General features: G+C 71.0%; 22 protein-coding genes. 10 read left to right on the forward strand and 12 right to left on the reverse strand.

Annotation, left to right across the window (positions count from 1 at the left end; all coding sequences use genetic code 11):
- Positions 1–8: 8 nt before the first annotated feature.
- The 3 genes from KOI35_RS19185 to KOI35_RS19195 are packed head-to-tail and all read right to left on the reverse strand — an operon-like array spanning position 9 to position 3,431.
- The gene (locus KOI35_RS19185; RefSeq protein ID WP_215788888.1) at positions 9–755 is read right to left on the reverse strand and encodes a succinate dehydrogenase/fumarate reductase iron-sulfur subunit; all 747 of its coding nucleotides are present in this window, start codon (positions 753–755) and stop codon (positions 9–11) included.
- Complete coding sequence (locus KOI35_RS19190; RefSeq protein ID WP_215788889.1) at positions 755–2,701, reverse strand: fumarate reductase/succinate dehydrogenase flavoprotein subunit; 1,947 nt, start codon at positions 2,699–2,701, stop codon at positions 755–757. Before KOI35_RS19190 ends, KOI35_RS19185 begins: the two co-directional genes overlap by 1 nt.
- A 1-nt stretch (position 2,702) precedes the next feature.
- Positions 2,703–3,431 (reverse strand): succinate dehydrogenase cytochrome b subunit, encoded by a 729-nt coding sequence (locus tag KOI35_RS19195; RefSeq protein WP_308121068.1) that lies wholly within the window; start codon positions 3,429–3,431, stop codon positions 2,703–2,705.
- 71 nt (positions 3,432–3,502) lie between these two features.
- Between KOI35_RS19195 and KOI35_RS19200 the strand changes: the two genes are divergently transcribed.
- Both KOI35_RS19200 and KOI35_RS19205 read left to right on the forward strand, forming a co-directional pair.
- Positions 3,503–4,426, forward strand: a complete 924-nt coding sequence (locus tag KOI35_RS19200; protein ID WP_438870617.1) for a LysR family transcriptional regulator — start codon at positions 3,503–3,505, stop codon at positions 4,424–4,426.
- A gap of 197 nt (positions 4,427–4,623) precedes the next feature.
- The gene (locus tag KOI35_RS19205; RefSeq protein WP_215788891.1) at positions 4,624–5,919 is read left to right on the forward strand and encodes an HNH endonuclease signature motif containing protein; all 1,296 of its coding nucleotides are present in this window, start codon (positions 4,624–4,626) and stop codon (positions 5,917–5,919) included.
- Positions 5,920–6,200: 281 nt separating this feature from the next.
- Here the strand turns inward: KOI35_RS19205 and KOI35_RS19210 are convergent, their stop codons facing one another.
- Positions 6,201–6,941, reverse strand: coding sequence for a maleylpyruvate isomerase family mycothiol-dependent enzyme (locus KOI35_RS19210; protein ID WP_215788892.1), 741 nt, complete (start codon positions 6,939–6,941; stop codon positions 6,201–6,203).
- Positions 6,942–7,030: 89 nt separating this feature from the next.
- Between KOI35_RS19210 and KOI35_RS19215 the strand changes: the two genes are divergently transcribed.
- Together KOI35_RS19215 and KOI35_RS19220 are read left to right on the forward strand one after the other, a co-directional pair.
- Complete coding sequence (locus KOI35_RS19215; RefSeq protein ID WP_215788893.1) at positions 7,031–7,783, forward strand: class I SAM-dependent methyltransferase; 753 nt, start codon at positions 7,031–7,033, stop codon at positions 7,781–7,783.
- Between the two features lie 132 nt (positions 7,784–7,915).
- The gene (locus KOI35_RS19220) at positions 7,916–9,634 is read left to right on the forward strand and encodes a substrate-binding domain-containing protein (protein WP_215788894.1); all 1,719 of its coding nucleotides are present in this window, start codon (positions 7,916–7,918) and stop codon (positions 9,632–9,634) included.
- A 193-nt stretch (positions 9,635–9,827) separates the two neighbouring features.
- Here KOI35_RS19220 and KOI35_RS19225 read toward each other — a convergent pair whose 3' ends face one another.
- From KOI35_RS19225 to KOI35_RS19265, 8 genes are all read right to left on the reverse strand, one after another.
- The gene (locus KOI35_RS19225) at positions 9,828–11,264 is read right to left on the reverse strand and encodes a phytoene desaturase family protein (protein ID WP_215788895.1); all 1,437 of its coding nucleotides are present in this window, start codon (positions 11,262–11,264) and stop codon (positions 9,828–9,830) included.
- 78 nt (positions 11,265–11,342) lie between these two features.
- Positions 11,343–12,437 (reverse strand): glycosyltransferase family 2 protein, encoded by a 1,095-nt coding sequence (locus tag KOI35_RS19230; protein WP_215788896.1) that lies wholly within the window; start codon positions 12,435–12,437, stop codon positions 11,343–11,345.
- Positions 12,434–13,312, reverse strand: a complete 879-nt coding sequence (locus KOI35_RS47475; protein ID WP_246613426.1) for a carotenoid biosynthesis protein — start codon at positions 13,310–13,312, stop codon at positions 12,434–12,436. Before KOI35_RS47475 ends, KOI35_RS19230 begins: the two co-directional genes overlap by 4 nt.
- Complete coding sequence (locus tag KOI35_RS19245; protein WP_215788897.1) at positions 13,299–13,877, reverse strand: GNAT family N-acetyltransferase; 579 nt, start codon at positions 13,875–13,877, stop codon at positions 13,299–13,301. The genes KOI35_RS47475 and KOI35_RS19245 overlap by 14 nt, the downstream gene beginning before the upstream one ends.
- A gap of 7 nt (positions 13,878–13,884) precedes the next feature.
- Positions 13,885–14,529 carry a monooxygenase gene (locus KOI35_RS19250; protein ID WP_215788898.1) on the reverse strand — a complete coding sequence of 215 codons (645 nt, stop codon included), beginning with the start codon at positions 14,527–14,529 and terminating at the stop codon, positions 13,885–13,887.
- Complete coding sequence (locus KOI35_RS19255; protein WP_215788899.1) at positions 14,529–15,017, reverse strand: YbaK/EbsC family protein; 489 nt, start codon at positions 15,015–15,017, stop codon at positions 14,529–14,531. The genes KOI35_RS19250 and KOI35_RS19255 overlap by 1 nt, the downstream gene beginning before the upstream one ends.
- 10 nt (positions 15,018–15,027) lie before the next feature.
- Positions 15,028–16,257: a ferredoxin reductase family protein gene (locus KOI35_RS19260; protein WP_215789459.1), complete on the reverse strand. Its 1,230-nt coding sequence runs from the start codon at positions 16,255–16,257 to the stop codon at positions 15,028–15,030.
- Positions 16,258–16,383: 126 nt separating this feature from the next.
- Complete coding sequence (locus KOI35_RS19265) at positions 16,384–17,178, reverse strand: SDR family NAD(P)-dependent oxidoreductase (RefSeq protein ID WP_215788900.1); 795 nt, start codon at positions 17,176–17,178, stop codon at positions 16,384–16,386.
- Between the two features lie 35 nt (positions 17,179–17,213).
- Here KOI35_RS19265 and KOI35_RS19270 point away from each other — a divergent pair, with 35 nt between their 5' ends.
- The 6 genes from KOI35_RS19270 (at position 17,214) to imuA' (ending at position 24,155) form a co-directional block, all read left to right on the forward strand.
- Positions 17,214–18,077, forward strand: a complete 864-nt coding sequence (locus KOI35_RS19270) for a GNAT family N-acetyltransferase (RefSeq protein WP_308121069.1) — start codon at positions 17,214–17,216, stop codon at positions 18,075–18,077.
- Between the two features lie 39 nt (positions 18,078–18,116).
- Complete coding sequence (locus KOI35_RS19275) at positions 18,117–19,220, forward strand: sensor histidine kinase (protein ID WP_308121070.1); 1,104 nt, start codon at positions 18,117–18,119, stop codon at positions 19,218–19,220.
- Positions 19,220–19,885 (forward strand): response regulator, encoded by a 666-nt coding sequence (locus KOI35_RS19280; RefSeq protein WP_215788901.1) that lies wholly within the window; start codon positions 19,220–19,222, stop codon positions 19,883–19,885. The genes KOI35_RS19275 and KOI35_RS19280 overlap by 1 nt, the downstream gene beginning before the upstream one ends.
- Before the next feature lie 268 nt (positions 19,886–20,153).
- On the forward strand, positions 20,154–21,146 hold the full coding sequence (locus KOI35_RS19285) for an NAD(P)-dependent alcohol dehydrogenase (protein WP_215788902.1): 993 nt from the start codon (positions 20,154–20,156) through the stop codon (positions 21,144–21,146).
- A 1,005-nt stretch (positions 21,147–22,151) separates the two neighbouring features.
- Positions 22,152–22,553 (forward strand): SAV_6107 family HEPN domain-containing protein, encoded by a 402-nt coding sequence (locus KOI35_RS19290; RefSeq protein WP_215789466.1) that lies wholly within the window; start codon positions 22,152–22,154, stop codon positions 22,551–22,553.
- A gap of 741 nt (positions 22,554–23,294) precedes the next feature.
- Positions 23,295–24,155, forward strand: a complete 861-nt coding sequence (gene imuA' / locus KOI35_RS19295) for a DnaE2-dependent mutagenesis accessory factor ImuA' (RefSeq protein WP_246613427.1) — start codon at positions 23,295–23,297, stop codon at positions 24,153–24,155.
- Positions 24,156–24,206: the final 51 nt, after the last annotated feature.

The following is a 24,206-nucleotide window of genomic DNA, read 5'->3' on the forward strand; positions in this document are numbered from 1 at the left end:
GAGCCCGGTCAGAGCTGCTTGCGCACGGCCTTGCGGTAGTCGCTGTTCAGGCGGCCGATCAGGGTGAGCGGAATGCCCTTGGGGCAGACCTGCGAGCACTCGCCCATGTTGGTGCAGCCGCCGAAGCCGGCGTCGTCCTGCGCCTGCAGCATGTCGATCACGCGGGTGTCGCGCTCGGGCTGGCCCTGCGGCATCAGGCCGAGGTGCGCGACCTTGGCCGCGGTGAAGAGCATGGCCGAGCCGTTCGGGCAGGCGGCCACGCAGGCACCGCAGCCGATGCAGGTGGCCGCCTCGAACGCCAGGTCGGCGTCCGCCTTGGGCACCGGCGTGGCGTGCGCCTCGGGGGCGGCGCCGGTCGGGGCGGTGATGTAGCCGCCGGCCTGGATGATCTGGTCGAACGCGGTCCGGTCGACGACCAGGTCCTTGATCACCGGGAAGGCGGCGGCCCGCCACGGCTCCACGTCGATCGTGTCGCCCTGCTTGAAGTGCCGCATGTGCAGCTGGCAGGTGGTGGTGGCCTTCTCCGGCCCGTGCGCCGTGCCGTCGATGACCATGCTGCACGCGCCGCAGATGCCCTCGCGGCAGTCGTGGTCGAAGGCGATCGGGTCGTCACCGTCGAGGATCAGCTTCTCGTTGAGGACGTCGAGCATCTCCAGGAAGGAGGCGTCGGGCGAGATGTCCTTGACGTCGTAGCTGACCATGCGGCCGGTGTCGGTGGGACCGGACTGGCGCCACACGCGTACCTGGATGTCCATTACTTGTAGCTCCGGGTGCTCGGGTGGACGTATTCGAATTCGAGCGGTTCCTTGTGGAGGGTGGGCTTGCCGCTCTCGCCGGTGGCGTACTCCCAGGCCGCGACGTAGCTGAACTCGTCGTCGTGGCGCAGCGCCTCACCGTCGGGGGTCTGCGACTCGGCCCGGAAGTGGCCGCCGCACGACTCGCGGCGGTGCAGGGCGTCGATGCACATCAGCTCGCCGAGCTCGAAGAAGTCGGCCACCCGGCCGGCCTTCTCCAGGTTCTGGTTGAGCTGCTCGCCGGTGCCGGGCACCTTGACGCGCTGCCAGAACTCCTCCTTGAGCGAGCGGATCAGCCCGATGGCCTTGGTCAGGCCCTCCTCGGTGCGCTCCATGCCGCAGTACTCCCACATGATGTGGCCGAGTTCGCGGTGGAAGGAGTCGACGGTGCGGTCGCCGTCGATCTCGAGGAGCCGCTTGATCCGGCTCTCGACCTCGTTGCGGGCCGCGACCACTTCCTCGTGATCTTCCGAGATTTTCTCGTACGGACCACTGGCCAGGTAATTGCCCAAGGTCGTCGGCAACACGAAGTAACCGTCGCCCAGTCCCTGCATCAGCGCGGACGCGCCGAGGCGGTTGGCACCGTGGTCGGAGAAGTTGGCCTCGCCCACGACGAACAGGCCGGGGATGGTCGACTGGAGGTCGTAGTCGACCCACAGCCCACCCATGGTGTAGTGCACGGCCGGATAGATCCGCATCGGCACGGCGTAGGGGTCTTCGCCGGTGATGCGCTGATACATCTCGAAAAGGTTGCCGTACTTGGCTTCTACGGCCTTCTTCCCGAGACGCTTGATCGCGTCGGCGAAGTCCAGGTAGACGCCGAGGCCGCCCGGACCCACACCGCGACCCTCGTCGCACACGTTCTTGGCGGCGCGGGAGGCGATGTCACGGGGGACCAGGTTGCCGAACGACGGATAAATGCGCTCGAGGTAGTAGTCGCGGTCTTCTTCCGGAATATCGGCCGCGGGCTTCTGACAATCGGCAGCGTCTTTCGGCACCCACACCCGGCCGTCGTTCCGGAGCGACTCGCTCATCAGCGTGAGCTTGCTCTGGTGCGTACCGGACTCGGGAATGCACGTCGGGTGGATCTGCGTGTAGCAGGGGTTCGCGAACAGCGCACCCTTGCGGTGCGCCCGCCACGACGCCGTGACGTTGCAGCCCTTGGCGTTGGTGGAGAGGAAGAAGACGTTGCCGTAGCCGCCCGAGGCCAGCACGACCGCGTCGGCCATCTCGGTGGTGATCTCGCCGGTGACCATGTCGCGGACGACGATGCCGCGGGCCTTGCCCTCGACGATGATCAGCTCGAGCATCTCGTGCCGGGCGTTCATCTCGATGTTGCCCAGGCCGATCTGCCGTTCCATCGCCTGGTAGGCGCCGAGCAGCAGCTGCTGACCCGTCTGACCCCGGGCATAGAACGTGCGGGACACCTGGGTGCCGCCGAACGAGCGGTTGTCGAGCAGTCCGCCGTACTCGCGGGCGAACGGGACGCCCTGCGCGACGCACTGGTCGATGATGTTCACCGAGACCGAGGCCAGCCGGTAGACGTTGGACTCGCGGGCGCGGAAGTCGCCGCCCTTCACGGTGTCGTAGAACAGCCGGTAGATCGAGTCGCCGTCGTTGCGGTAGTTCTTGGCCGCGTTGATGCCACCCTGCGCGGCGATCGAGTGCGCACGGCGCGGGCTGTCCTGATAGCAGTACGACTTGACGTGGTAGCCCGCCTCGGCCAGCGTCGCCGCCGCCGAACCGCCGGCCAGGCCGGTGCCCACCACGATCACGGTCAGCTTGCGGCGGTTGGCCGGGTTGACCAGTTTGGCCGAGAACTTGCGCTTCTCCCAGCGGTTCTCGATCGGGCCCTCGGGGGCGGCGGTGTCGACGATCGCGTCGCCGTCGTTCCAGAAGTCTGCCATTTCAGTCCACCAATCCGACGAGAACCGCGAACGGCACCGACAGGTATCCGACGACCAGCGTCACCGACAGCACCAGGGCGGCCGCCCGGACGACGACCGCGCTGCGCGGGCTCTGCTGGCCCAGCGTGCGGGCGGCGCTGAACAGGCCGTGCCGCAGGTGCAGGCCGACCGCCACGATCGACAGCGTGTAGAACAGCGTCACGTACCAGCGACCGGGCGCGAAGTCCTCCGCCACGTTGCGGTACACCTCGCCGTGCACCCCGTGCGGGTTCAGTGTGAGCGTGGTCAGGTCGAGGATGTGGTAGATCACGAAGAGCAGGACGATCACGCCGCCCCAGCGCATCGTGCGGGCCGCGTAACTGCCCTGCACCTTGGGCCGGTGCGCGTATTTGACCGGGCGCGCCAGCCGGGCTCGCCGGGCCAGGATCGTCGCCGCCACGATGTGCCCGACCACTGCCACGGTCAGGACGCCGCGCTGGATGTAGAGGTACCAGGCCTCAGGCAGCAGCGGGGTGCCGATGCTGCGCAGCCAGTGCGCGTAGTGGTCGAAGGTCTCCTCGCCGAAGAAGATCTTCAGGTTGCCGATCATGTGCACGTAGAGGAAGCCGACCAGCAGCAGGCCGGTCACCGCCATGAAGATCTTGAGGGCGACCGAGGACCGCCGCCGAACTGGTTTGCCCTTGGCCGGGGTGCCTGCCGCCGGCTTCCGGGTCGAAGTATCTACCGCCACACCGTTGACGCTAGAAAGCTGTATGCGATTCGTCTAATGCATGATCGACGCAGTCATCATAGAGATAGGCTATCGTCGTGCAGCTCCAGCAGCTTCGTTACTTCCTCGCTGTCGAACGAACCCGTCATTTCACCCAAGCGGCGGACATTCTGGGCGTCTCCCAGCCGACTCTCAGTAAGCAAATTCACACGCTGGAAGACACGCTCGGGGCCCCGCTATTTGAACGTATCCGAGGCGGTGTAACGCTCACCGCGGCCGGCCAGACCCTGCTCCCGCTCGCGCAACGCATGATCGCCGACGCCGACGCGGCCCGCGAGGCGGTCTCCGACATCGTCGGCCTGCGCCGCGGCGAGGTGCGGCTGGGCGCCACCCCGAGCCTGTGCTCGTCGCTGGTCCCCGAGGTGCTGCGCACCTACCGTGCCGCCCACCCCGACATCCAGCTCTACGTCAACGAGGGCGGCTCGCAAGACCTGATCGAGAACCTGGAGGCGCACACCCTCGACCTGGCCCTGATCGTCCAGCCCGAAGAGGGTGTCGACGACTCGCTGAGCACCATTCCCGTGCTGCGCGAGAGCCTGGTCGTGGCCTCGGTGGCCGACCAGCCGCCACCCTCACCGCACGCGCAGATCGCCCTGTCCGAGCTCGAACACACCCCGCTGGTCATGTTCCGCGCCGGCTACGACATCCGCGGCGTCACCCTGGACGCCTGCCGCAAGGCCGGCTTCACCCCGAAGTTCGCCGTCGAGGGCGGCGAGATGGACGCGGTGCTGGCCTTCGTCGAGGCCGGTCTGGGTGTGGCCCTGGTCCCGAGCATGGTGCTGACCAACCGCCCCCTGCTGCGTGCGACCCCGCTGGCCTCGCCGGGCATGCGCCGCACGATCGCGCTGGCTCATCGCAAGCGTTCGGTGCTGCCCCATGCGGCCGCGGCCTTGCGCACGACGCTGCTCCATCACGTCAAGACGCAGGAGCTCCCGTTCGGCGTGCGACCTCTTTAGATCAACCCCGTTTCCCCGTACGCGTCCTGCCCGCGCTCTCCTCCTGCCGGGCCACCTGGCCAGCTGTCCTCCTGCCGGGGCACCCGTCCTCCTGCCTGGGCACTGGGACGTGGCTCATTTCAGATGGTGAACGTCCGATCTCTGGCGGCGGTTCCCGGGGGCGGATTTTGTCGTACGTATGTTCGAAGATGGGCGGCATGTTGGCGGAGGTGCAGCTTCTGGGCAAGGACACGGCGGCGTTGGCCGGCGCCCGGTTGTGGGCGCTGTCCGACGACGAGGTGACCGATTGTCTGAGGGCAGCGCACCGGCTGGAGCAGGCGGCCGCGGTGCTGCAGGCTCAGTTGGTGCGCCAGGCGTGCTCGCGTGGTCTGCCCGCCGCGCACGGAGCCCGCACGCCGGGTGGCTGGTTGCGGGAGTTGCTGCGTCTGGACCCGCAGCCGGCTCGGGAACTCGTCGAGCAGGCGACGGCGCTGGACCGGCATCCAGTGGTGGAGCAGGCTGCGCTCGACGGCGTCGTCGATCTGCGTCAGGCGGTGGTGATCAGCGAGATCCTGGATGCGGTTCCCGCTGATCTCACCGCCCTGGCCGCGGATGCCGGCGTCGACCCGAGCGGCGTCGAGACGGCCGAGCTGCTCGAACGGGCCGGGCACACGATGATCGACCTGGCCGGCCGGTTGCCCGCGTTCCAGCTGCGTCGCATCGGCGAGCGGATCCTGACCCACGTCGCCCCGCACCTCGCCGACCAGGCCGACGCCGCGGCCCTGGCCCGGCAGGAAGCCCGCGCCCACCAGCGGCGCGGGTTCACCCTGTCCCTGCCGGTCGACGGCATGGTCCGGGTGTCCGGCGTCCTCGGCGCCGAAGACGCCGCGACGCTGAGCGCTGCCCTGCATCCGCTGTGCCGCCCGATTCCGGGCGACGACCGGGCCCCGCGGCAGCGCCGGGCCGACGCTCTGATCGACGTGTGCCGGTTGGCCCTGCGCACCGGGGAACTGCCCTACGACGGCGGCCAGCCGCCCCAGCTGGCCGTCACCGTCGCTTACGACCCGCTGACCCGGGCGTTGGGCGTCGCCACCGCCGACACCGGGGAGCGGCTCGGCCCGGCCACTGCCCGGCGTCTGGCCTGCGACGCCCAGATCCTGCCGATCGTGCTGGGCGGCGACGGCCAGATCCTCGACGCCGGTCGCAGCCGGCGCACTGCGACCGGCATTCTGCGCCGGGCGCTGCACGTACGTGACGGTGGATGCGCGTTCCCTGACTGTGACCGGCCACCGCGCTGGACCGATGCTCACCACATCACTGCCTGGACCGCAGGTGGCGGCACTGACCTGGACAACCTGGTGCTGCTCTGTCGCCACCACCACCGGTTGATCCACCACCCCACCGGTGGCTGGCAGATCCGGCCCGGCTCCGACCATCAGCCCGACTTTCTCCCACCGCCGCACATCGACGCGCAGCAGCACGCCCGCCGCAACCTCTATCACCACCGCCAATAGCGCCTCTGTAACGCTGCCGCCTCGTCCTGACCCAGTGCTGGGCGCGGCGCTTGAGAGCGGGCAGGTCGACGCTGTCGACGTCGGCCATCCAGGCACTGTGGTGAGAGGCGCTGTGGTGAGAGGCACTGTGGTGAGAGGACAGTCCGTTCGGCGTCCGCGGCATCATGGCGGCCGCCTGTTGTCCGGTGCGCTCAGCGTGGGTACGGCCTTTGACGGTGTTCAGGGCCTGGCCGAGCCGGTGGGTGCACGCGTGCAGGCCAGTGTCTTGGTAAGGGGACGTGTCAGAAGCGGGAGGCCTCGCGCCAGCGTTCCCACAGCTCGGTGTCGCCCTCGATGAGATCGGGGGAGGGGAGGCGTCGGTTCAGGGCCAGGAGCAACGTCGGGGCCGGGGCAGTCACGGTGACGTCGGCCGGGGTGTCGGCCTCGGTCCAAGCGACGCCGCCCGGCGTGAGCGTGACGTGCCAGCTTCGGGGGATGTCGATGGCGCGGAACCGCAGGGTCTCGCCGGTGCCGGCGAAGCGGTCGAACATCTCGAAGGTCGTCAGCAGGTCGGCCACACCGTCGGCGGCCAGGTCGGGGGCGGCCAGTTCGGGGGCGGCTGTGCCGGGGGCGACCGTGCCGGACGGGTCGGCGTCGAAGCAGTGGATCAGCTGGTCGTGCACCATGCGGCGCAGCCAGAAGCCGGCCGTCGGGAATCTCGGTTGCCAGGTCCACGTCTTGCCGGTGAAGCCGCGTTCGTGCACGGCCGCGTTCAGCGTGCGGGCGCCCTCGAGCAGCCAGGGCGTCCAGGCGTCCGAAGAGGACGGCGCCTCGATCCGCTGATATTCGATCCGCCGGCCGGCCGCGATGACCTCGGTGGCGTAGCGGTGGCCCGTGCCGACGTGGGTGACCAGGTCGCGGACCGTCCACTCGGGGCAGGTCGGCACGATCGCGGCCGGGTCGAGTGCGGTCGCCGCCGCGCCCAGGCGGGCGGCGCCGGCCTCCAGTTCCGTCGCGTACCGCTGCGGTGTCAGCCAGTCCATGCGCCGACCCTAGCCAGAAAACGCAGCCGATAAACCGCTGAGCAGTCGCGCACCAGTTTGGGCGTCGAACCGGACTTAGCATCGTCGCTGTGTTGCATGGTGAGTTCGAGGATCCGCGGCTCGTAGAGGTCTACGACGCGGAGTATCTGTGGGGCTGGGACGACGACCTGTTCATGTCGTTGCTGGCCGAGCGCAACGCGCCCCGGGTCCTCGACTTCGGCTGCGGCACCGGGCGGCTGGCGATCGCCATGGCCGGGGCCGGCCACGAGGTGACCGGGGTCGATCCGGCGCGGGCCTCGCTCGACGCCGCGCGGCGGAAACCGGGTGGCGACAAGGTCACCTGGATCGAGGGTTCGGCCGAGGTGCTGCCGGCCCGGGCGTACGAGGCGGTGTTACTCACAAGTCACGTGGCGCAGTTCTTCGTCAGTGACGAGCAGTGGTTGTCGACCTTGCGGGCGTTGCGCCGGTCACTCGTCGCCGGTGGTCGGTTGATCTTCGACAGCCGCGATCCGGACGACCGCCGGTGGGATCTGTGGAACCCCGTCGACTCACGCCGACCTGTTCTTCTGCCGGACGGTGATCGCGTCGACACATGGACCGAGGTCACCGCCGAGCGCGGTCCGGTGATCAGTTTCACGCGACATTACGAGTTCACTCAGGGTGACGAGTTGACGAGTGAGGCGACGCTGCGCTTTCGCTCCGAAGGCGAGATCCGCACCACCGTGGAAGCGGTCGGCTTCGATGTCGACCGGGTCTTCGGAGGGTGGGCCCGGGAACCCGTCGGCGCAGGTGAAGATGGGGAATTGATCGTGGTGGCGGTGGCCTGGCCGCAGGGTAAATGATCGGTCACCGGGTGTCTATCGGCAATGTGCCAATAGGGGGCCGACCGTTGTCAGTCGCCGATATGTGATTACTATTCGCTCACGTTGCGGCAGGGCGTCGCAGCGAGACCGCTCGATAGGAGGGTGGGTGCGATGTCAGATCTGACGAGGCGCGATCAGCCGCCGATGGACGAACCCGTGACCCACCACGGCCCACCGGGCGGCGGCGCCGGGCGGGTGCTGCTGGCCGCCGCGATCGTCGTGCTGCTGGTCGCCGTCGCGGGCGGCACGACGTGGTGGATGTACACCCGCGACCCGGCGCCGACCTCCAACGCCACCCCGGCGCGTACCCCGACGTCCCCCTCCTGCACCGGCGTCAAGCTCCGCGTCGTCGCCGCCCCCGAGATCGCGCCCGTCGTGAGCACCGCGGCCAAGACGCTCGACGACAACCCGGGCGACCCCTGCGGCCCGGTCGAGGTCGTCGCCGAAGAGCCCGGTCTGACCGTCACGACCGCGGCCAAGCCCGACGTGTGGATCCCCTCCAGCACCGCCTGGCTCGGCATCGCCAACGCGAACGGTGCCTCCTTCACCGCGCAGGGCAAGCCGCTGGCCCACAGCCCGATCATGCTGGCCGCCCCCACGGCCGTCACCGATTCGATCTCGCAGGGCGGCCGGACGTCGTGGGCCCAGCTCACCGGCGCCGTGGCCACCGGCAAGGTCGCCGCCGTGACCATGCCGGACGCCCAGGCCAGCACCACCGGCATGCTCTCGGTCTACGCCGTCAACGCGGCGATGGCCCGCACCACCCCCGACAGCGGTATCGCCCAGCTCCGCGCGCTGACCCTGCGCAGCCGGGTCAAGGACGCCGGTGCCGACCCGTCCAAGCTGCTGGCCAAAGTGGCCGAGCAGTGGAACACCAACGGCGTGGTCTACGACGTCGGCGTCTTCCCGGTCACCGAGCAGCAGCTCAAGGTGTATCAGCAGGGCAAGCACACCGTGCAGCTCAAGGGCGCGTACCCGGCCGACGGCATGGTCGAGGCCGACTACCCGTTCGCGGTGGCCAAGAACAACCAGAGCGAGGCCCTCACCAAGAAGCTGCGCGCGGCGATCACCCGCGCCGCGCTGACCCAGGCCGGGTTCCGCGCGGCGGCGATCCCGAACGCGCTGCCGCTGCCGGCCGAGCCCGGCGCGCTGCTCACCCCGGCAACGATGTGGAGCCAGTACAAGTCGCTGGCCACCCAGGTGCTGCTGCTCATCGACGCGTCCGGCTCGATGAACCAGAAGATCAAGGGACCCGACGGCAAGCAGGTCAGCCGGGCGGCACTGTTGCGCGAGTCGGGCCGGTTCGCGGCCGAGTTGTTCGCCGAGGACACGACGGTCGGCATGTGGTACTTCGGTCAGCGCACCCCGACCAGCCCCGCGCACCAGGAGGTCGTCCCCTTCGGGCCGATCACCGAACAGATCGACGGTGACAAGACCCGCCGTGACGCCCTGGTCAAGGCGATGGAGGACTACCGGGCCACGGAGAACACGGGCACTCCGCTCTATCAGAGCGTGCTCGACGGCGTCAGCACGATGCGTGAGCAGGTCGCGCCCGGCACGGTGACGCTGGTCGTGGTGCTCACCGACGGCAAGGACGGCGAGTCCACCTTCAAGATGACGCAGGACCAGTTCATGTCCAAGCTGGCCGGCGAGCAGGACCCGAGCCGCCCGGTGCCGATCCTCGCCGTCGGCTATGGACCCGACGCCGACATGAAGGCGCTCAACGACATGTCCAACGCGACCGGCGGCAAGGCGTTCGCGGCCACCAACCCGGCCGACCTCTCGTCCGCCATCGCCAAGGCGTTCCTGGCCGCCCACGCCCCACGCTGAGCCTGCGTGCCGTTGTCCGGGCGCTGCGGTGAGCCTGCGTGTCGCTGTCCGGGCGCTGCGGTGAGTCCGCGTGTCGCTGTCCGGGCGCTGCGGTGAGCCTGCGTGTCGCTGTCCGGGCGCTGCGGTGAGCCTGCGTGCTGCTGTCCGGGCGCTGCGGTGAGTCCGCGTGCCGTTGTCCGGGCGCTGCGCTTGATCAGGGGATGGCGGGGCCGATGCGGTCGGCGACCATCTGGGCCGACAGGGTGACCATCGGCAGCCCGCCGCCCGGATGCACCGAGCCGCCGACCAGGTGCAGCCCGTCGACGGGCCCGTGGTTGACCGGCCGCATCAGCCCGCCCGCCGTGCCGTAGATGGCCCCGCCCGGCGCCCCGGTCGTCTCGGCCAGGTCGGCGGGCGTCCGGGTCTCGCAGAACAGCAGCCGATCCCGCACGTCCAGCCCCCGCCGGGCCAGCACGTTCAACACCTGTTTCCCGTACGCCTCGGCCAGTCCCGCCCGCCGCCAATCCGTCTCGCGCCAGCCGGTGCCGTGCCGGGGCGCGTTGACCAGCACGAACCAGGCCTCGTCACCGGCCGGGTGCACCAGCGGGTCGGCGGCCCGGGTGACGAAGACGGTCGGGTCATCGGCCGGCCGCGCCCGCCGGGTCGCCGAACCGAAGATCGCGTCGAACTCGGCGTCGTAGTTCCGCGGGAAGAAAACGGTGTGATGCGCCAGCGCCGGGGTCTCACCCCGCACGCCGAGCAGCAGCACGAACCCGCCCAGACTCCGATCGGTCAGCCCGGTCAACCGCCGCGGTGACGGCAGCAGATCGCGGTAGACCGTGAGCGCGTCCACGTTGGACACCACTTCGTCGGCCGGAACCAGAGAGCCGTCCCACAGCCGTACGCCGCTGACCCGTCCCGCGGTCGTCTCGATGCGCTCGACCGGCGTGTTCAGCTCGATCCGCACCCCCGCCCCGGCGCAGGTCGTGGCCAGCCCGGTCGCGATGGTGCCCAGGCCGCCCGGCACGTACCAGCCCCCGAACGCCAGCTCGGCGTACGGAACCGCGGCCAGCGCGGCCGGTGCCCGCCGCGGATCGGCCCCGGTGTAGGTCGCGTACCGGTCGAGCATCATCCGTAGCCGCGGGTCACGCAGGTAGTGCCGGCCCAGCCCGCGCAACGACCGGCCCGGCGCGATCGCGGCCAGGTCGCCGACCCGCCACGACAGCGCGGCCAGCGAGGCGGCGGTGACCGGCCGGCGCAGCACCGAACGCCACGACGCGTCCCAGATGCGCCCGGCCCGTTTCCAGAACCGGTCCCAGTCGCGCGCGGCGTCCGGCCCCAACGCGGCCCCGATGCGCGCCACGAACTCGGCGTGCACCGGTGACGAGTCGAGCACCGTGCCGTCGGCGAAGACGTGCCGCACCACGGGATCGAGCGGTTCCAGCTCGAGGGTGGTCTCGGTGAACACCTGCGGCAGGGTCAGCAGGCTCGGCCCGGTGTCGAAGCGGAAGCCGTCCCGCTCGTAGACGCCGAGCTTGCCACCCAGCCGCCCCGACTGCTCGAAAACGGTCACCGCATGGCCCGCGCGAGCCAGCCGCACGGCCGCCGTGAGCCCGCCGACCCCGGCCCCGATCACCACGACGCGACTCATACCGGCCACCCCCGCCCGCCGCGCAGCTCGACGTGGCTCATACCGGCCACCCCGGCCCGCCGCGCAGCTCGATGTGGCTCATACCGGCCGCCCGCGCCAGGTCAGGGCGCCGCGACGACGCAGGCGGAACGAGCGGGCCACGAGCCAGGCGAACAACCCGACCGACACCGGATGGGCCAGGGCATCCGGCCACGCGCGCCCGCCCGTGGCGAGAGCCGACACGATCCGGCCCAGAACCCCCAGCCCGTACGCGGTCAGCGCCAACCCGGCCCACCCGAACTCCCCGGCCGCGGCGCAGATTGCGGCTGTTGCGGGCGGGGTGGCGTACAGGAAAAGGAGAAGGAGCACGACGACGCCCGCGGCCGACGACGAACCGAACGACGCCCAGAGCGACTTGGCGTAGCCGGCGGTGAGTTCGGGCCACGAGTCGTACATGCGGCAGGTCGCCATGGCGGAGCCGTCGGCCAGCGCGATCCGTCCGCCGGAGCGTTTGACCGCGCGGGCCAGGGCGATGTCTTCGAGGATCTCGGTGCGTACGGCCGCGTGACCGCCCGCCTTCCGGTAGGCCTCGGCATCGATCACGAGCCACTGACCCCCGGCGGCGGCCAGGGACGGGCGCGGGGAGCGTTCCATCGCACGCAGCGGCAGGAAGGTGAGCCACGACCATTGCAGGAGCGGTTGGACCAGGCGGCCGGCGCCGGTGATCTTGGGGTAGGGGGAGAGGAGGCCGGCCCGGATGCGGCGCATCTCGGTCACGGCGTTCGCGAGGGCATCGGGGTGCAGGGTGACGTCGGCGTCCACGAAGGACAGGACGGTCGCTCCCGGCACGGCGTCGGCCAGTTGCCGGCAGGCGTGCGGTTTGCCGAGCCAGCCCGGTGGCAGCGACGTGCCGGTGAGGAGTTCGATCTTGTCGCCGGCGATCGCGCGGACGACCTCGGATGTGCCGTCGGTCGAGCCGTCGTCGAGGACGTGGATGGTCAGGTTTTCGACGCCGCGCTGGGCCAGCAGCGACTCGAGGCAGGGGGTGATCCGGGCGGCCTCGTCGCGCACCGGGAGCAGGACGGCGATCCGCTCGGTGGTCGTTGCTCCGCGGGGGAGCCGGCGGAGGAGGAAGGCGTTGGCGATCGTGTGGGCGGTGAGGGCGATCCACGGCAGGAGGGCGAGCCACTTCATGAGCGTCGTCGCAGGTGGGGGAGCACGGGGAGGACGGCGGCGCCCATCAGCACGCCGCCCCAGGCCGCGGAGGCGGGGAGGTCGAGGAAGACGGCGTGGGCGAGCACGGAGGAAGCGTACGTCCAGATCCAGAGCGCCAGCATGGGAGCGTCAGTGCCTGTGGACAAGCGGTTTGTGGACACGCTGTCTGTGGATAACTCCAGCTGATCGACTTGACGGGCGGTAGCTTCCTTCCTCTCCCCAGGGCGGGTGGGGGCTAGGGATGGCGCGCCGCCGCCGCGCGAAAACACGACGATCTTGCGTACGAAATGATCCAGAACGGTCATCAGGACGACGGCGAAACCCAGCCAACCCAGGTAGTTGCCGACCGGGATGCCGGGGACGCCGGGCAGCGCGGGCGTCGGCGACTCCCACCGCCAGTACCCCTCGGCCACCATCTGCGGATCGAGGAACAGGTCCCACGCGGCCAGCCCGGACGCCGCCACCCCGACCCGTGCCCACCGGCCCAGCGGCAATCGCTGCGCGGCGAGCCAGGCCGGCCACGCCATCCACGTCCAGGCCAGCGGAATGATCAGCGGAACGCCGAGGATCTTCGGGCCCAGCTGACCCGAGTAGTCGTACGTGCCGAACGGGAAACCGGTGGCCACCCCGATCGCCTCGACCGCGAACCCGCCCAGCGTGGCCGTGCCGACCAGGGCCAGCGCGGCCCGCGGCCCGCGGGTGAGCAGTGCGTGCGAGACCGACAGCACGTATCCGAGCAGAACCGTGGCCACGGTGAACGCGGCCCGGGTGCCGCCGGAGGTCAGCGGATAGCAGATCTGGGCGAGGACGAGGGCCCCGAGCAGCGCCCAGGGTGTGGCTCTAGAGACCGACAATGCCGGGTGCGTCCTCGGCCGGGCGCTCGGCGAGCGGCAGGTCACGGCCCAGGATCGCGAACGCGCGTTCGTCGCCGGGGAACAGGAAGTCGCGCAGCACGTCGGTGAAGCCGAAGCGGCGGTAGAGCCGCCACGCCCGGGATTTCTGCTCGTCGGCCTCGGGGGTGGAGAGCAGAACCGTGCCGCCGTCGGCCATGGCCAGCAGCGCGCGCAACTGGCGGGCGCCGACGCCGTGGCCCTGGGCGGCGGGTCGCACGTGCAGTTCGACGACCTCGAAGCAGCTGGTCAGCCAGTGCCGGCGGGCGGGCTCGTCGAGGCTGGACCGCACCTGGTCGTGCCACCACTGGCCGGGGCCGGAGGTGTAGCCGTAGCCGAAACCGGCGAGCCGGCCGTCGGTGGTGAGGGTGGCGACCGCCCGGAAGCCGGGCCGGCGCACGTGGGCGCCGATGTAGCCGCGCCGGGTCTGCAGCAGTTCCTGGCGATAGCCCATCGCCTCGCCGTAGACGCTCACCACGTCGTCGAGCCGCCGCAGCAGATCGTCCGGCTGCCACGCCACGAGCCTCATCGTTGAGTCACGCCTCCCTCTGACGCCATCCGAGCACGGCCCGGTCGCCGCTGATCTCCCGCACCGCGAACCGGGCGAAAAGCTCCTCGGCGTACCACCGATCGGCCGGCGTCCGGGCGATCACCGCCCGATGCTCCGGCTGACGGTACGCGAATCGTGCCAGGTCCGCCGCATCGCGCCACAGGCTGATCGTGCCTTGATAGCCGATCGGGGCCTCGCCGACCCCGAAGTGGGCCAGCAGTCCGGGCGCTTGATCGACTTCGGCCGCGACCGGCGGGACCGACCGATAAAAAGTGATCATCTTCGAAACCCGTAGCCGAGCCCGGGTCAGGGCCAGCACACGGCCGTCGAATGCCCGATTTGTCACGACAAAAGGCGTGCGGCCCGACCAGGATCCGCGGGACAACAGCGGTTCCAACTCGACCCGCGCCGACGCCACGGCCAATTTGTCCCATTTGGGCAGGGAAACTGGATGTGAGCTGACCGTCAGCGCCGCATAACGCGTCAGATCCGCAGAAGAAGGCAGGAATCCCCGGGACGTCCCGAGGAACTTGGCGAACGAGGCGCCGTGCGAGCCGGGAAAGGCGATCCGGAACATCGCGGCCCCGACCGACCGGGCCGGCACCCGCCAGACGTGCAGCGTGACCGGCATCAGGCCACGTCGGCCGGCGTGCCCCCGGTGACCCGGACCAGCTCGTCGTAGGTGATCGCGAAGACCGCCTGCGGCACCCCGCCGGCCGCCCAGACGTCGCGGTACTGGGCGAGCGCCTTGTCGACCAACGTGCGTACGGGGGAAGGATGTCCCAAAGGCGCCACCCCGCCGATCGCCTGCCCGGTGTGCTCGCGGACGAACTCCGGCGTGGCCCGGCGCAGCTTCGCGACCCCGAGCGAAGCGGCCACCTTCGCCGTGTCGACCCGGTGCGAGCCCGAGGTGAGCACCAGCAGCGGCTGCCCGTCCGCGTCGAAGATCAGCGAGTTGGCGATCTGGCCGACCTCGATGCAGAGCGCCTCGGCCGCGGCCACCGCGGTGTGCGCGGCCGCGTCCAGGATGATGACCTGCGACGGGGCGTCGTCGGCGGTGTGCGCGCCGGCCGCGTCCAGGGCGTCCTGCACGGCGATGACGTTGGGGTGTTCCCTCATCCGCCCATTCTCACCACCCGAAACGTTCCCGGTGCAGGCGGGCCGGAGGTACGCCCACCGAGCGGGCGGCCCGGAACACCGACGCGGCCCAGGCGTCGGGCCCGCAGACATAGACGTCGTGGCCGGTGATGTCGGGGGCGAGCGACCGCAGGGCTTGGGCGTCGTCGTAGTCCGCGTACTCGGCGGGCAGCCACGATCCGGCCTCGGCGCGCGGGCCGACCAGCGGCACCAGCCGGACCCCGCGGTGCTCGGCCAGCCACTCGAGCTCGCGCAGGAAGGCCACCTCGTGCGGATGGCGGGTGCGGTAGACCAGGGTGGCCGCGCCGTGCGGGTAGGGGAGGTCCCACAGGAGCGCGAGCAGCGGCGTCACCCCGACCCCGCAGGCCAGCATGGTCACCGGTCCACCGGCGTAGGTCGCGGCGGTCATCCGCCCGTACGGGCCCTCGATCACCACCCGGGTGCCGGGCCGCAGCGTGGCCACCCGCGAGGTGCCGTCGCCGACCACCTTGACCGTGATCCGCAGGGCGTCGCTGCGGGGCGGGCCGGACAGCGAGAACGGGTTGCCGCGCATCGCCCCACGACCGTCGAGGAAGCGCCACACGAAGAACTGGCCGGCGCGTACGGGAAGACGCTCCAGACGCCGCCCGCTCAGATAGACCGACACCAGGCCGGGCGCTTCCGGGTCGACGTGGTCGACGGTGAGCCGGTGCCGCAGCGTGCGCCACACCGGCAGCCCGAGCCGGAACACCAGCACCGAACCGGCGGCGATCGCGTACAGGCTCCACCAGTAGGCCCGGGCCGGCGGCGCGCGGAAGTCACTGCCCAGCAGCAGCATGTGCGGCAGGGCCAGCCCGACGCCCAGGTACGCGTACAGGTGCAGCAGATGCCACGTCTCGTAGCGCAGCCGGCGCCGGGCCACCCGCACCGACGTGACGACGACGAGGATCAGCGCCAGCAGCCCCGCCACGGCCCACACCAGTCCCGGCTCGGTGATCAGGTGGGGCCAGGGCTTCCTTTTCCCGTACGCGACCACAGCCAACCCGACGTGCGCCAGCAGCAGGACGAACGACGCGAAGCCGGTCCACCGGTGCCAGCGGGCCAGCGTGTCCTGGCCGTAGGCGCGCTCGACCCACGGGATGCGCGCCATCAGCACGACCTGGCACAGCAGCAGGTCGGCCGACCACAGCGCGGCCAGTCGTCCCCACGCGGCGAGTCCGGTGGGCGCCGCGTCCAGGCCCATCGTCCACAACGCAGTGACGACGAGCAGAGAGAGGGCTGCTGCTTTCCGCACGAGGCGTGACCGTACGTTTCCGCAGGCCGCCGCGGCAGAGTCCAGTGAACAACGCCTCGGTTTCGGCGATTTCCGTTATTCCCGTACGCCGGTCGCCTCTTCACTTGCATCCCACAGGCGCGCGGCCAGCGCCGGATCGTTCGCGTGCCCGGCCGGCGTGGCCACCCCGGTCCCGACGTAGTAGGCGCCGTTCACCAGCTGATCGGTGGTCGCCAGCCAGGTCAGCAGCGCGCCGGCCTTCTCCGGCGTGACCAGCCCCGGCGCGTACTTGTAGAAGAACCGGACGACCGCACCCGCCCCGAAGTTCGTCCGCACCACGCCCGGGTGGAACGAGACGCTGGTGATCTCGGGCCAGCGCCGTGCCGCCTCGGCCGCGAACAGGATGTTGGCCGCCTTGGCCGCGCCGTAGCGGGGGAACGAGGCGAACCGCTTGGCGTCGCCGACCAGGTCGTCCGGGTCGACGGCGGCGCGCATGTGGGCCCGCGAGGCGGTGCCGATCACCCGGCCGCCCGCGAGCCGGTCACGCAGCAGGTGGGTGAGCAGGAACGGCGCCAGATGATTGCCCTGGATGGTCGCCTCGTAGCCGTCCTTCGTCCGCCGATAGCGCTCGACCATGCCACCCGCGTTGTTGGCCAGCACATCGATTTTCCCGTACGCCTCCCGGAGCTGGGCGGCCAATTCGCGTACCTGGTCGAAGTCCTCGAAGTCGGCCCGGAAGATTTTCGCATGCGGGACTTTCTCCGCCGCCGCTTTCAGGCGCTCGGGGGTGCGGCCGACCAGCGCGACCTCGTCACCGGCGGCGGCCATCTGCTCGGCGGCGGCCAGGCCCACCCCGGAACTTGCACCGGTGATGACGACGGTCCGGGGCATGCGGTCCTCCTATTGTCTGACTAGAGTCAGAGATTGTGGATCAGATCGAGTCGGTACGCGACTTCAACCGGTACTACACGCAACGCCTCGGCGTCCTCCACGATCATTACCTGGGACAGGGGCGGCCGCTGGGCGAGGCGCGCCTGCTGTTCGAGATCGGTGCCGGGGCCGGCCTGCGCGACCTGCGGGCCCGGCTCGGTCTCGACTCGGGCTATCTGAGCCGGTTGCTGCGCTCGCTGGGCGACCAGGGGCTGGTCACGGTCGGTCCCGATCCCGCCGACGGCCGGGTGCGGATCGCCACGCTGACGACGGCCGGGCTGCGCGAACGGGCCGATCTCGAGGCACGCTCCCGCGAGAGCGTCGCCGCGCTGCTCGGATCGCTGACCGCGGCGCAGCGCGAACAACTGGTCGAGGCCCAGGAGCGGATCCGGCGGCTGCTGCGGTCGGCCACGGTGACGATCGAGGCGGTGGCCGATGACGATCCGGAGGCCCGGGGCTGCTTGCACGCGTACGGGAAGGAACTGGGTCTTCGATTCTCCTCCGGCTACGACCCGGCGACCCTGATCGCGCCGGGGACGCTCGGCGACGGCACGTTTCTGCTGGCCCGCGAGGACGGGCGGGCGGTCGGGTGTGGACTGTGGCAGCGTTCGCCGGCTTTCACCGAGATCCGGCACCTCTGGGTGAGCGGTGACGCGCGCGGGCTCGGGCTGGGGCGGCGGCTGCTGGCGGCGCTCGAACAGGACGCGGCCGCGCACGGTGTGGATGTGGTGCGGCTCGGCACACATCGAGCGCTGACCGAGGCGATCGCGCTCTATCGGGCGGCCGGCTATCGCGAGATTCCCCCGTACGACGCGTCGCCCTACAACCAGCTCGCCTTCGAGAAAGAGCTAGTACTTTAGGCCGGTCCGGATCGGGCGGTTCCTTCGTACGATTTGGTCGTGCGCGAGCTGCTCCGCTCGGTGTGGCGGGAACCCCGGTTCCCCGGCGCGCCCGTCCGCGTCCGGCGCGACTGGGTGCTGCTGGGTGTCGTCGTCGTGGCCGTGGTCGCCGAGGGGCTGCTGACCCGGCAGATCTCCGGCATGATCCTCGGGCTGCTGGTGGCGCCCACCCTGCTGTGGCGCCGCACCCTGCCGCTGCCGATGGTGGCGATCGCCTTCGTGACGTGCTTCCTCTGGCTGCCTCAGCCCGAGAACGGCACGCTGGCCTACCTGCTGATCCTTCCGTACGCGTTGTTCCGCTGGGGTTCCGGCCGCGAGTCGGTGATCGGCGCGGCCCTGCTGCTGGCCAAGATCGCGGCGTCCACTGCCATCGGCCAGCTGAGCGCAGCCGACATGCTGCTCGGCTTCGTCGCCATGATCGCGGCGTTCGCGCTGGCCACCACGTTCCGCTACCGCGCCCGCCTGCTCGGCCGCCGGCTCGACGAGGCCAAGCTGCGCGAACGCGAACGGCTGGCCCGCGACCTGCACGACACGGTGGCCCACCACGTCTCGGCGATGGCGATCCGGGCCCAGGCCGGCATCGCGGTGTCCCGGCGTGACCCCGCGGCCGCGGTCGACGCGCTGCGGCTCATCGAGGCCGAAGCCACCCGGGCGCTGGCCGAGATGCGCACGATGGTGCGCGCGCTGCGGCACGTCCAGGCCGATCTCGCGCCCAGCCCCGGGCTCGCCTCGCTGCGAGATCTTGCTCACCGGGCCCCGTCCGGTCCGGTCGTCGAGGTCGAGCTGGCCGGTGACCTCGACGACGTGCCCGCGACGGTCGGCACGGCGATCTACCGCCTCGCCCAGGAATCGGTGACCAACGCCCGCCGCCACGCCCGGCAGGCCACCCGCATCGAGGTGCACGTCGCGGCCGACGACGCCCAGGTGCACCTGCGGGTCAGCGACGACGGCGTGGGCGCGCACCCGGCCGGTTCCTCCGGGTTCGGGCTGGTCGGGATGAGCGAACGGGCCGGCCTGCTCGGCGGCACCTGCGAAGCCGGTCCCGGCCCCGGCCGCGGCTGGGTCGTCACCGCCGCCCTGCCCCGAACGGGAGTCGCCGCCTAGTGGAAAGCATCCGAGTGGTCGTCGCCGACGACCAGGAGATCGTGCGGACCGGCCTCACCATGATCCTCAACGCCGAGCCGGACATCCAGGTGGTCGGCGAGGCCCCCGACGGGCGCCGCGCGGTCGAACTGGCCCGGCGGCTACGCCCCGACGTGTGCCTGTTCGACATCCGCATGCCCGGCATGGACGGCATCGAGGCCACCCGCCGCCTGGCCGGGCCGGCCGTCACCGACCCGCTCGCGGTGGTCGTCATCACGACGTTCGACCTCGACGAGCACGTCTACGCCGCGCTGCGCGCCGGGGCTCGCGGCTTCCTGCTGAAGGACGCGGGCACAGCCCTGTTGAGCCAAGCCGTGCACGCGGCCGCCCGGGGCGACGCGCTGATCGCGCCGAGCATCACGACGCGGCTGCTGAAGGCGTTCGCCGAGGCCGGCCCGTCCGGCCCGCCGGCCCAGCCGATCGACGCGCTGACCGACCGCGAGGAGGAGGTGCTGGCGGCGGTGGCGCGCGGCCGGACCAACGCCGAGATCGCGGCCGAGTTGCACATCAGCCTGAGCACGGTGAAGACCCACGTGACCAGCCTGATGGCCAAGCTGGTGGTCCGGAACCGGGTCGAGATCGCCATGTGGGCCTACGAGACGGGTCGCACCTCGGGTCGTCCTTGAGAGCCTCTTTTTGTGGCCGTCCGGACCTGTGGACAACCGCTGTTCCGATCAGTTTCGTGAGCTAGTTTCCCCTCGTCCCTGGGTGGGCGGGGGAGGCGGCGGCTGCTCCAAAAAATCTTGAAAGCCGTACTTCCGGCCTGGTCGGTCTCCTGCTCGAGACCTGGTCGGTCTCCTGCTTGAGGCCTGGTCAGGCTCCTGCTCGAGAACGGGAAAGGCCGAGCCTCCGAGGCGATCCGGCGAGGCGCTGCGACTGGCGACCATGAGCGGCATGAAGGCGATTGCGCAGGAGAAATACGGCGAAATGGCGCTGGCCGACGTGGCCCAGCCCGTCTGCGGCCCCGGAACCGTGCTGGTCCGGGTGCACGCGGCCTCGATCAACGCGCGCGACTGGCACCTGATGCGCGGCGACCCCTACCTGGCTCGGCTGACGATGATGGGGGCGCGCCGCCCGCGTACGAAAGTGCGGGGCACCGACTTCGCGGGCACGGTCGAGTCGGTCGGCGAGGGGGTCGAACGGTTCCAGCCGGGCGACGAGGTGTTCGGCGATCTGGGCGACGCCCACGGGGCCTTCGCGTCCTATGTGTGCGCCCCGGCCGAAACGATCGAGTTCAAGCCGGCCGGCATCGGGTTCGCCGAAGCGGCCGCGTTGCCCCTCGCGGGCAGCACGGCGCTGATGGGTCTGCGGGACGTGGGCCGGGTACGTCCGGGTTCGCGCGTTCTCATCAATGGCGCGTCGGGCGGCGTGGGCACCTACGCCGTACAGATCGGGAAGGCTCTGAATGCTCATGTGACGGCCGTCTGCAGCACCCGCAACGTCGGCCTCGTCCGATCCCTGGGCGCCGATGAGGTCGTCGACTACCAAGAGCAAGATTTTTCCCGTACGCCCTCTTCATCCGTTCCCTCCTTTGACGTGGTGTTCGACCTCGTGGGCAATCGGTCGTTGCGGGATCTGCGGCGGGTGCTCGCCCCCGGCGGCACGCTCGTGCTCTCGGGTGGCGGCACGTTCGGTGGGCGGCCGTCGCTGGTCGGCCCGATGCGGCTGATCCTCGCGGCGCAGGTCGCGGCCCGGTTCAGCCGGCTGCGGATGGTCGTCCTGGCCGTGCCGCCCAGCCGGGCCCTGCTCGCCGGGCTGCGCGAACTCGTCGAGGCGGGCCGGCTGACCTCGGTCATCGACCGCACGTACCCGCTGGACCGGGTGCCCGAGGCCATCGCCTACATGGAGGCGGAGCACGTACGGGCCAAGGTCGTCATCACAGTGTGAACTCTTCCGGCGCGGGTCGGCCCCGTCGTCTTGCATTTTTGTCGTACGTCAGTGCTAGTCTTCTCCGTAGTTAGAACGGATGTTCGAACGCTTCGAACTCTCGAGGTGCCGGGTTTCCGAGCTGACTACGGGAGCTGTGTTTCGCGGCGCGGCTCCCACGGTGCGGCGCCCGCGAAGTGCCGCACGTGAGGTTCCGGGCATTCGCGGGTCCGGTCCTTCAGACAAGGCAGGACCGTCGTCCGCCACCCCCGACCCCCGGGCGGCGGACGACGGACCCGCCGGCAGGTCCGGCCGGGTGTGGTGTGGGGAAGCTTCACACCCGGCCGGTCACCCACGACGGGCCCTGCGCCTTCCTCCGCAGCGCTCGGTTCGACCCGGCACGTCGGATGCGAGACACGCGAGGAGAAACACATGGCGAGCCACACGGCGTACACCGCGCCAAGCCTTTGGCCGGCTCCCGACCTGGCCCATACCGGCCGGCCCACCCGCCCGGCGCCCCGCAGCGGCGCGCCCGCGCGCGGCTCGACCGAGGGCTCGGCCATCGCCCGTGCGGCGCTGATCGACCCCGCCGCTTTCGCCGATTCCCCCTCGACCGCCCCCGCCCCGGCTGCTGCCCACCAGCTGCCGATCGGTCCAGCTTCGGCCCGCCAGCCGGCCCCCGGTTCCATCCCGTCCCAGCCGGCACCCGGTTCCTCTCTGTCCCGGTCGACGGCACCCGATTCGGTTGCACCTGGTTCGGTTGCGCCTGGTTCGGCGGCGCGCGGTTCGGTTGTGCCTCGGCAGGCCGTTCCGGGAGGCGCGTCTCGGACGGATGCTTCCGGTTCTCCTTTCGCGTCCGGTTCTTCTCTTGTGTCCGGCGCTCCTGTGTCTGGTTCTCCCGCGTCCGGCTCGTCTGCGTCCGGCCGGGGTGTGTCCGGTGTGGATGCTCCGGGGCCGGTCGTTCCGGGGCTGGCCCATGCGCCGACCTCGGCCGTCCGGGCTGAGGCGCCCACGGTTCCGGCGCACATGCTGCCCCAGCGCACGCCCGCTCAGCTGCTGGTCACCGCCCGTGAAGGGCTGGCCGAGGCGGCCCGCACCCGGCCCGACGGCATCCGCTACGCGACGGCGCACCTGGCCGCGCTGCGGGCCGCGGCCGCCGTGCTCGCCGCGCGGGCGCGTCCTGCGCCGGCCAGCCGCCGCAGCAAGGTGACCAGCGTCTGGTCGCTGCTGGTGATGGTGGCACCCGACTTCGGCGAGTGGGCCAACTACTTCGCGCTCGGGGCGTCCAAGCGGGCCGCGGCCGAGGCCGGCATCCCACGCGTGGTGACACCCCGCGAGGCCGACGACCTGCTGCGAGCCGCCGAACAGTTCGTGGCCGTGGTCGAGTCGTCCCTGGGCTTGTCCTACCAGCCGCCGCTGGCCGCCTGACCCACGCTGTCAGCGCCGTGTCAGCCGCGTTCCTCGGCGTGCTGCAGGCCCAGCGCGTTGACGTCCAACGAGCCGTGCCCGGTGTGCGAGCAGGGCGTGGACGGCGACCCGTCAAGGCCGGACTTCTCGACGTCGAGCAGGGTGCGGGCGGTGGTGACCTGTCAAGGCCGGGCCTTTCGACGTCGAGCAGGGTGCGGGCGGTGGCGACCTGTCAAGGCCGGGCCTTTCGACGTCGAGCTGGGCGCGGGCGGTGGCGATCCGTTAAGGCCGGGCCTCTCGACGTCGAGCTGGGCGCGGGCGGCGGTGACCCGTCAAGGCCGGGGCGTCCCGATGTCGAGCAGGGGAGCACGTCGATGGGGACCAGGCCCGTCATACGCACCTCGCCGGGGTGCCGAGGTCGGTCCGGGCGGCCGTGGTCACCGGCTCGCACTTCGCGGCCCGCGCCCCGTCTCGTTCCGTCGTCGGCACAGCCACGCTCGTCCAGCCGATCGACGTTCAGGCCGCGCCACGAGCAGGGCTCAGGCGCGGCGGTCTGTGGCGTGCGGCGGTCTGTGGCGTGCGACGACCTGTGACTTGAGACGAACTGTGACATGTGGTGACTGAGGGGTGCGGCGGCCTGTGGTGGGCGGTGGCTTGCGGCATGCGCGGCCGGGGCGCTGGTTCTTCGGGTGTCGTCATGAGCCTGGGAAGGGAGGGGCGGGGCCGGCGAGCGGGAAACTGAGCAACAGAGCGAGGCAACACATGGCGGGACGCATGATCAGCGGTGCGGCCGCCCTGGCTGAACTGGTTCGGGCGGCGGGTGAGACCGAGACAACGGGCGTTGACCGGACGCTGCCGGTGGCTCCGGAGTTGAGCGCGCTGCTGCCGGGGCACGGACTACGCCGTGGCAGCACAGTGGCTGTGTCGGCGGGGCGTTCGGCCACGGCTGCGGGCGGGACCTCGTTGCTGCTGGCGTTGCTGTCCGAGGCCTCGCGCCAAGGGTCCTGGTGTGCGGTGGTCGGCGTGCCGTCGCTGGGTGCCGTCGCCGCGGCTGAGAGTGGCATCGCCCTTGACCGGCTCGCGCTGGTGCCCGACCCCGGTCCCGAATGGCCGACCGTCGTCGCCGCCCTCATCGACGGCGTCGACCTCATCGTGCTGGCCGTTCCGGGTGGCGTCTCTGCCTCGATCGCGTCGCGGCTGGTGGCACGGGCCCGGCAGCGGGGGAGTGTGCTGGTCCCCTACGGCGACTGGGCCGGAGCCGACGTGACCCTGCGCGTGCTCGAGGGCCGCTGGGAAGGCCTCGACGAGGGCCACGGCCGCCTGCGCCGCCGCGAGGTGACCGTGCTGGCCCGGGGGCGGGGCGCCGCCGCCCGTCCCAAGGAAATCACGATGTGGATGCCCGGCGTCACGATCCGGCCGCTGACCCTGCCCCCGGCGCCCGCACACCCCGGCCCCGGAAAATCCACCGTGGACAAACCCGCCCGGCCACCACTCACTTCGGTTCCGGCCGCGAGCACCGGGCGCGGGGAGAGAACCGGGCTGCCTGCCCGCGTACGGGAAAGGAAGGCAGAAGGGAACTTGCTGGCGTTTCCGGAGCCTGAGCCGGTTCGGGCGGTGATGTGAGCGTGGGCGTGGAAGCGGGCAGCCGGGCCGTGGCGGGGACAGTCGGAGCCC

This window comes from Paractinoplanes bogorensis, from assembly GCF_018829635.1.
In the GTDB taxonomy this organism is placed as follows: Bacteria; Actinomycetota; Actinomycetes; order Mycobacteriales; family Micromonosporaceae; genus Actinoplanes; species Actinoplanes bogorensis.

Bases quoted from the DNA above. Each gene is read 5' to 3' on its own strand.
- KOI35_RS19185 (WP_215788888.1), bottom strand. From the start codon at position 755: ATGGACATCCAGGTACGCGTGTGGCGCCAGTCCGGTCCCACCGACACC.
- KOI35_RS19190 (WP_215788889.1), bottom strand. From the start codon at position 2,701: ATGGCAGACTTCTGGAACGACGGCGACGCGATCGTCGACACCGCCGCC.
- KOI35_RS19205 (WP_215788891.1), top strand. From the start codon at position 4,624: ATGTTGGCGGAGGTGCAGCTTCTGGGCAAGGACACGGCGGCGTTGGCC.
- KOI35_RS19210 (WP_215788892.1), bottom strand. From the start codon at position 6,941: ATGGACTGGCTGACACCGCAGCGGTACGCGACGGAACTGGAGGCCGGC.
- KOI35_RS19220 (WP_215788894.1), top strand. From the start codon at position 7,916: ATGTCAGATCTGACGAGGCGCGATCAGCCGCCGATGGACGAACCCGTG.
- KOI35_RS19225 (WP_215788895.1), bottom strand. From the start codon at position 11,264: ATGAGTCGCGTCGTGGTGATCGGGGCCGGGGTCGGCGGGCTCACGGCG.
- KOI35_RS19230 (WP_215788896.1), bottom strand. From the start codon at position 12,437: ATGAAGTGGCTCGCCCTCCTGCCGTGGATCGCCCTCACCGCCCACACG.
- KOI35_RS19245 (WP_215788897.1), bottom strand. From the start codon at position 13,877: ATGAGGCTCGTGGCGTGGCAGCCGGACGATCTGCTGCGGCGGCTCGAC.
- KOI35_RS19250 (WP_215788898.1), bottom strand. From the start codon at position 14,529: ATGCCGGTCACGCTGCACGTCTGGCGGGTGCCGGCCCGGTCGGTCGGG.
- KOI35_RS19255 (WP_215788899.1), bottom strand. From the start codon at position 15,017: ATGAGGGAACACCCCAACGTCATCGCCGTGCAGGACGCCCTGGACGCG.
- KOI35_RS19260 (WP_215789459.1), bottom strand. From the start codon at position 16,257: ATGGGCCTGGACGCGGCGCCCACCGGACTCGCCGCGTGGGGACGACTG.
- KOI35_RS19265 (WP_215788900.1), bottom strand. From the start codon at position 17,178: ATGCCCCGGACCGTCGTCATCACCGGTGCAAGTTCCGGGGTGGGCCTG.
- KOI35_RS19285 (WP_215788902.1), top strand. From the start codon at position 20,154: ATGAAGGCGATTGCGCAGGAGAAATACGGCGAAATGGCGCTGGCCGAC.
- KOI35_RS19290 (WP_215789466.1), top strand. From the start codon at position 22,152: ATGCTGCCCCAGCGCACGCCCGCTCAGCTGCTGGTCACCGCCCGTGAA.
- imuA' (WP_246613427.1), top strand. From the start codon at position 23,295: ATGGCGGGACGCATGATCAGCGGTGCGGCCGCCCTGGCTGAACTGGTT.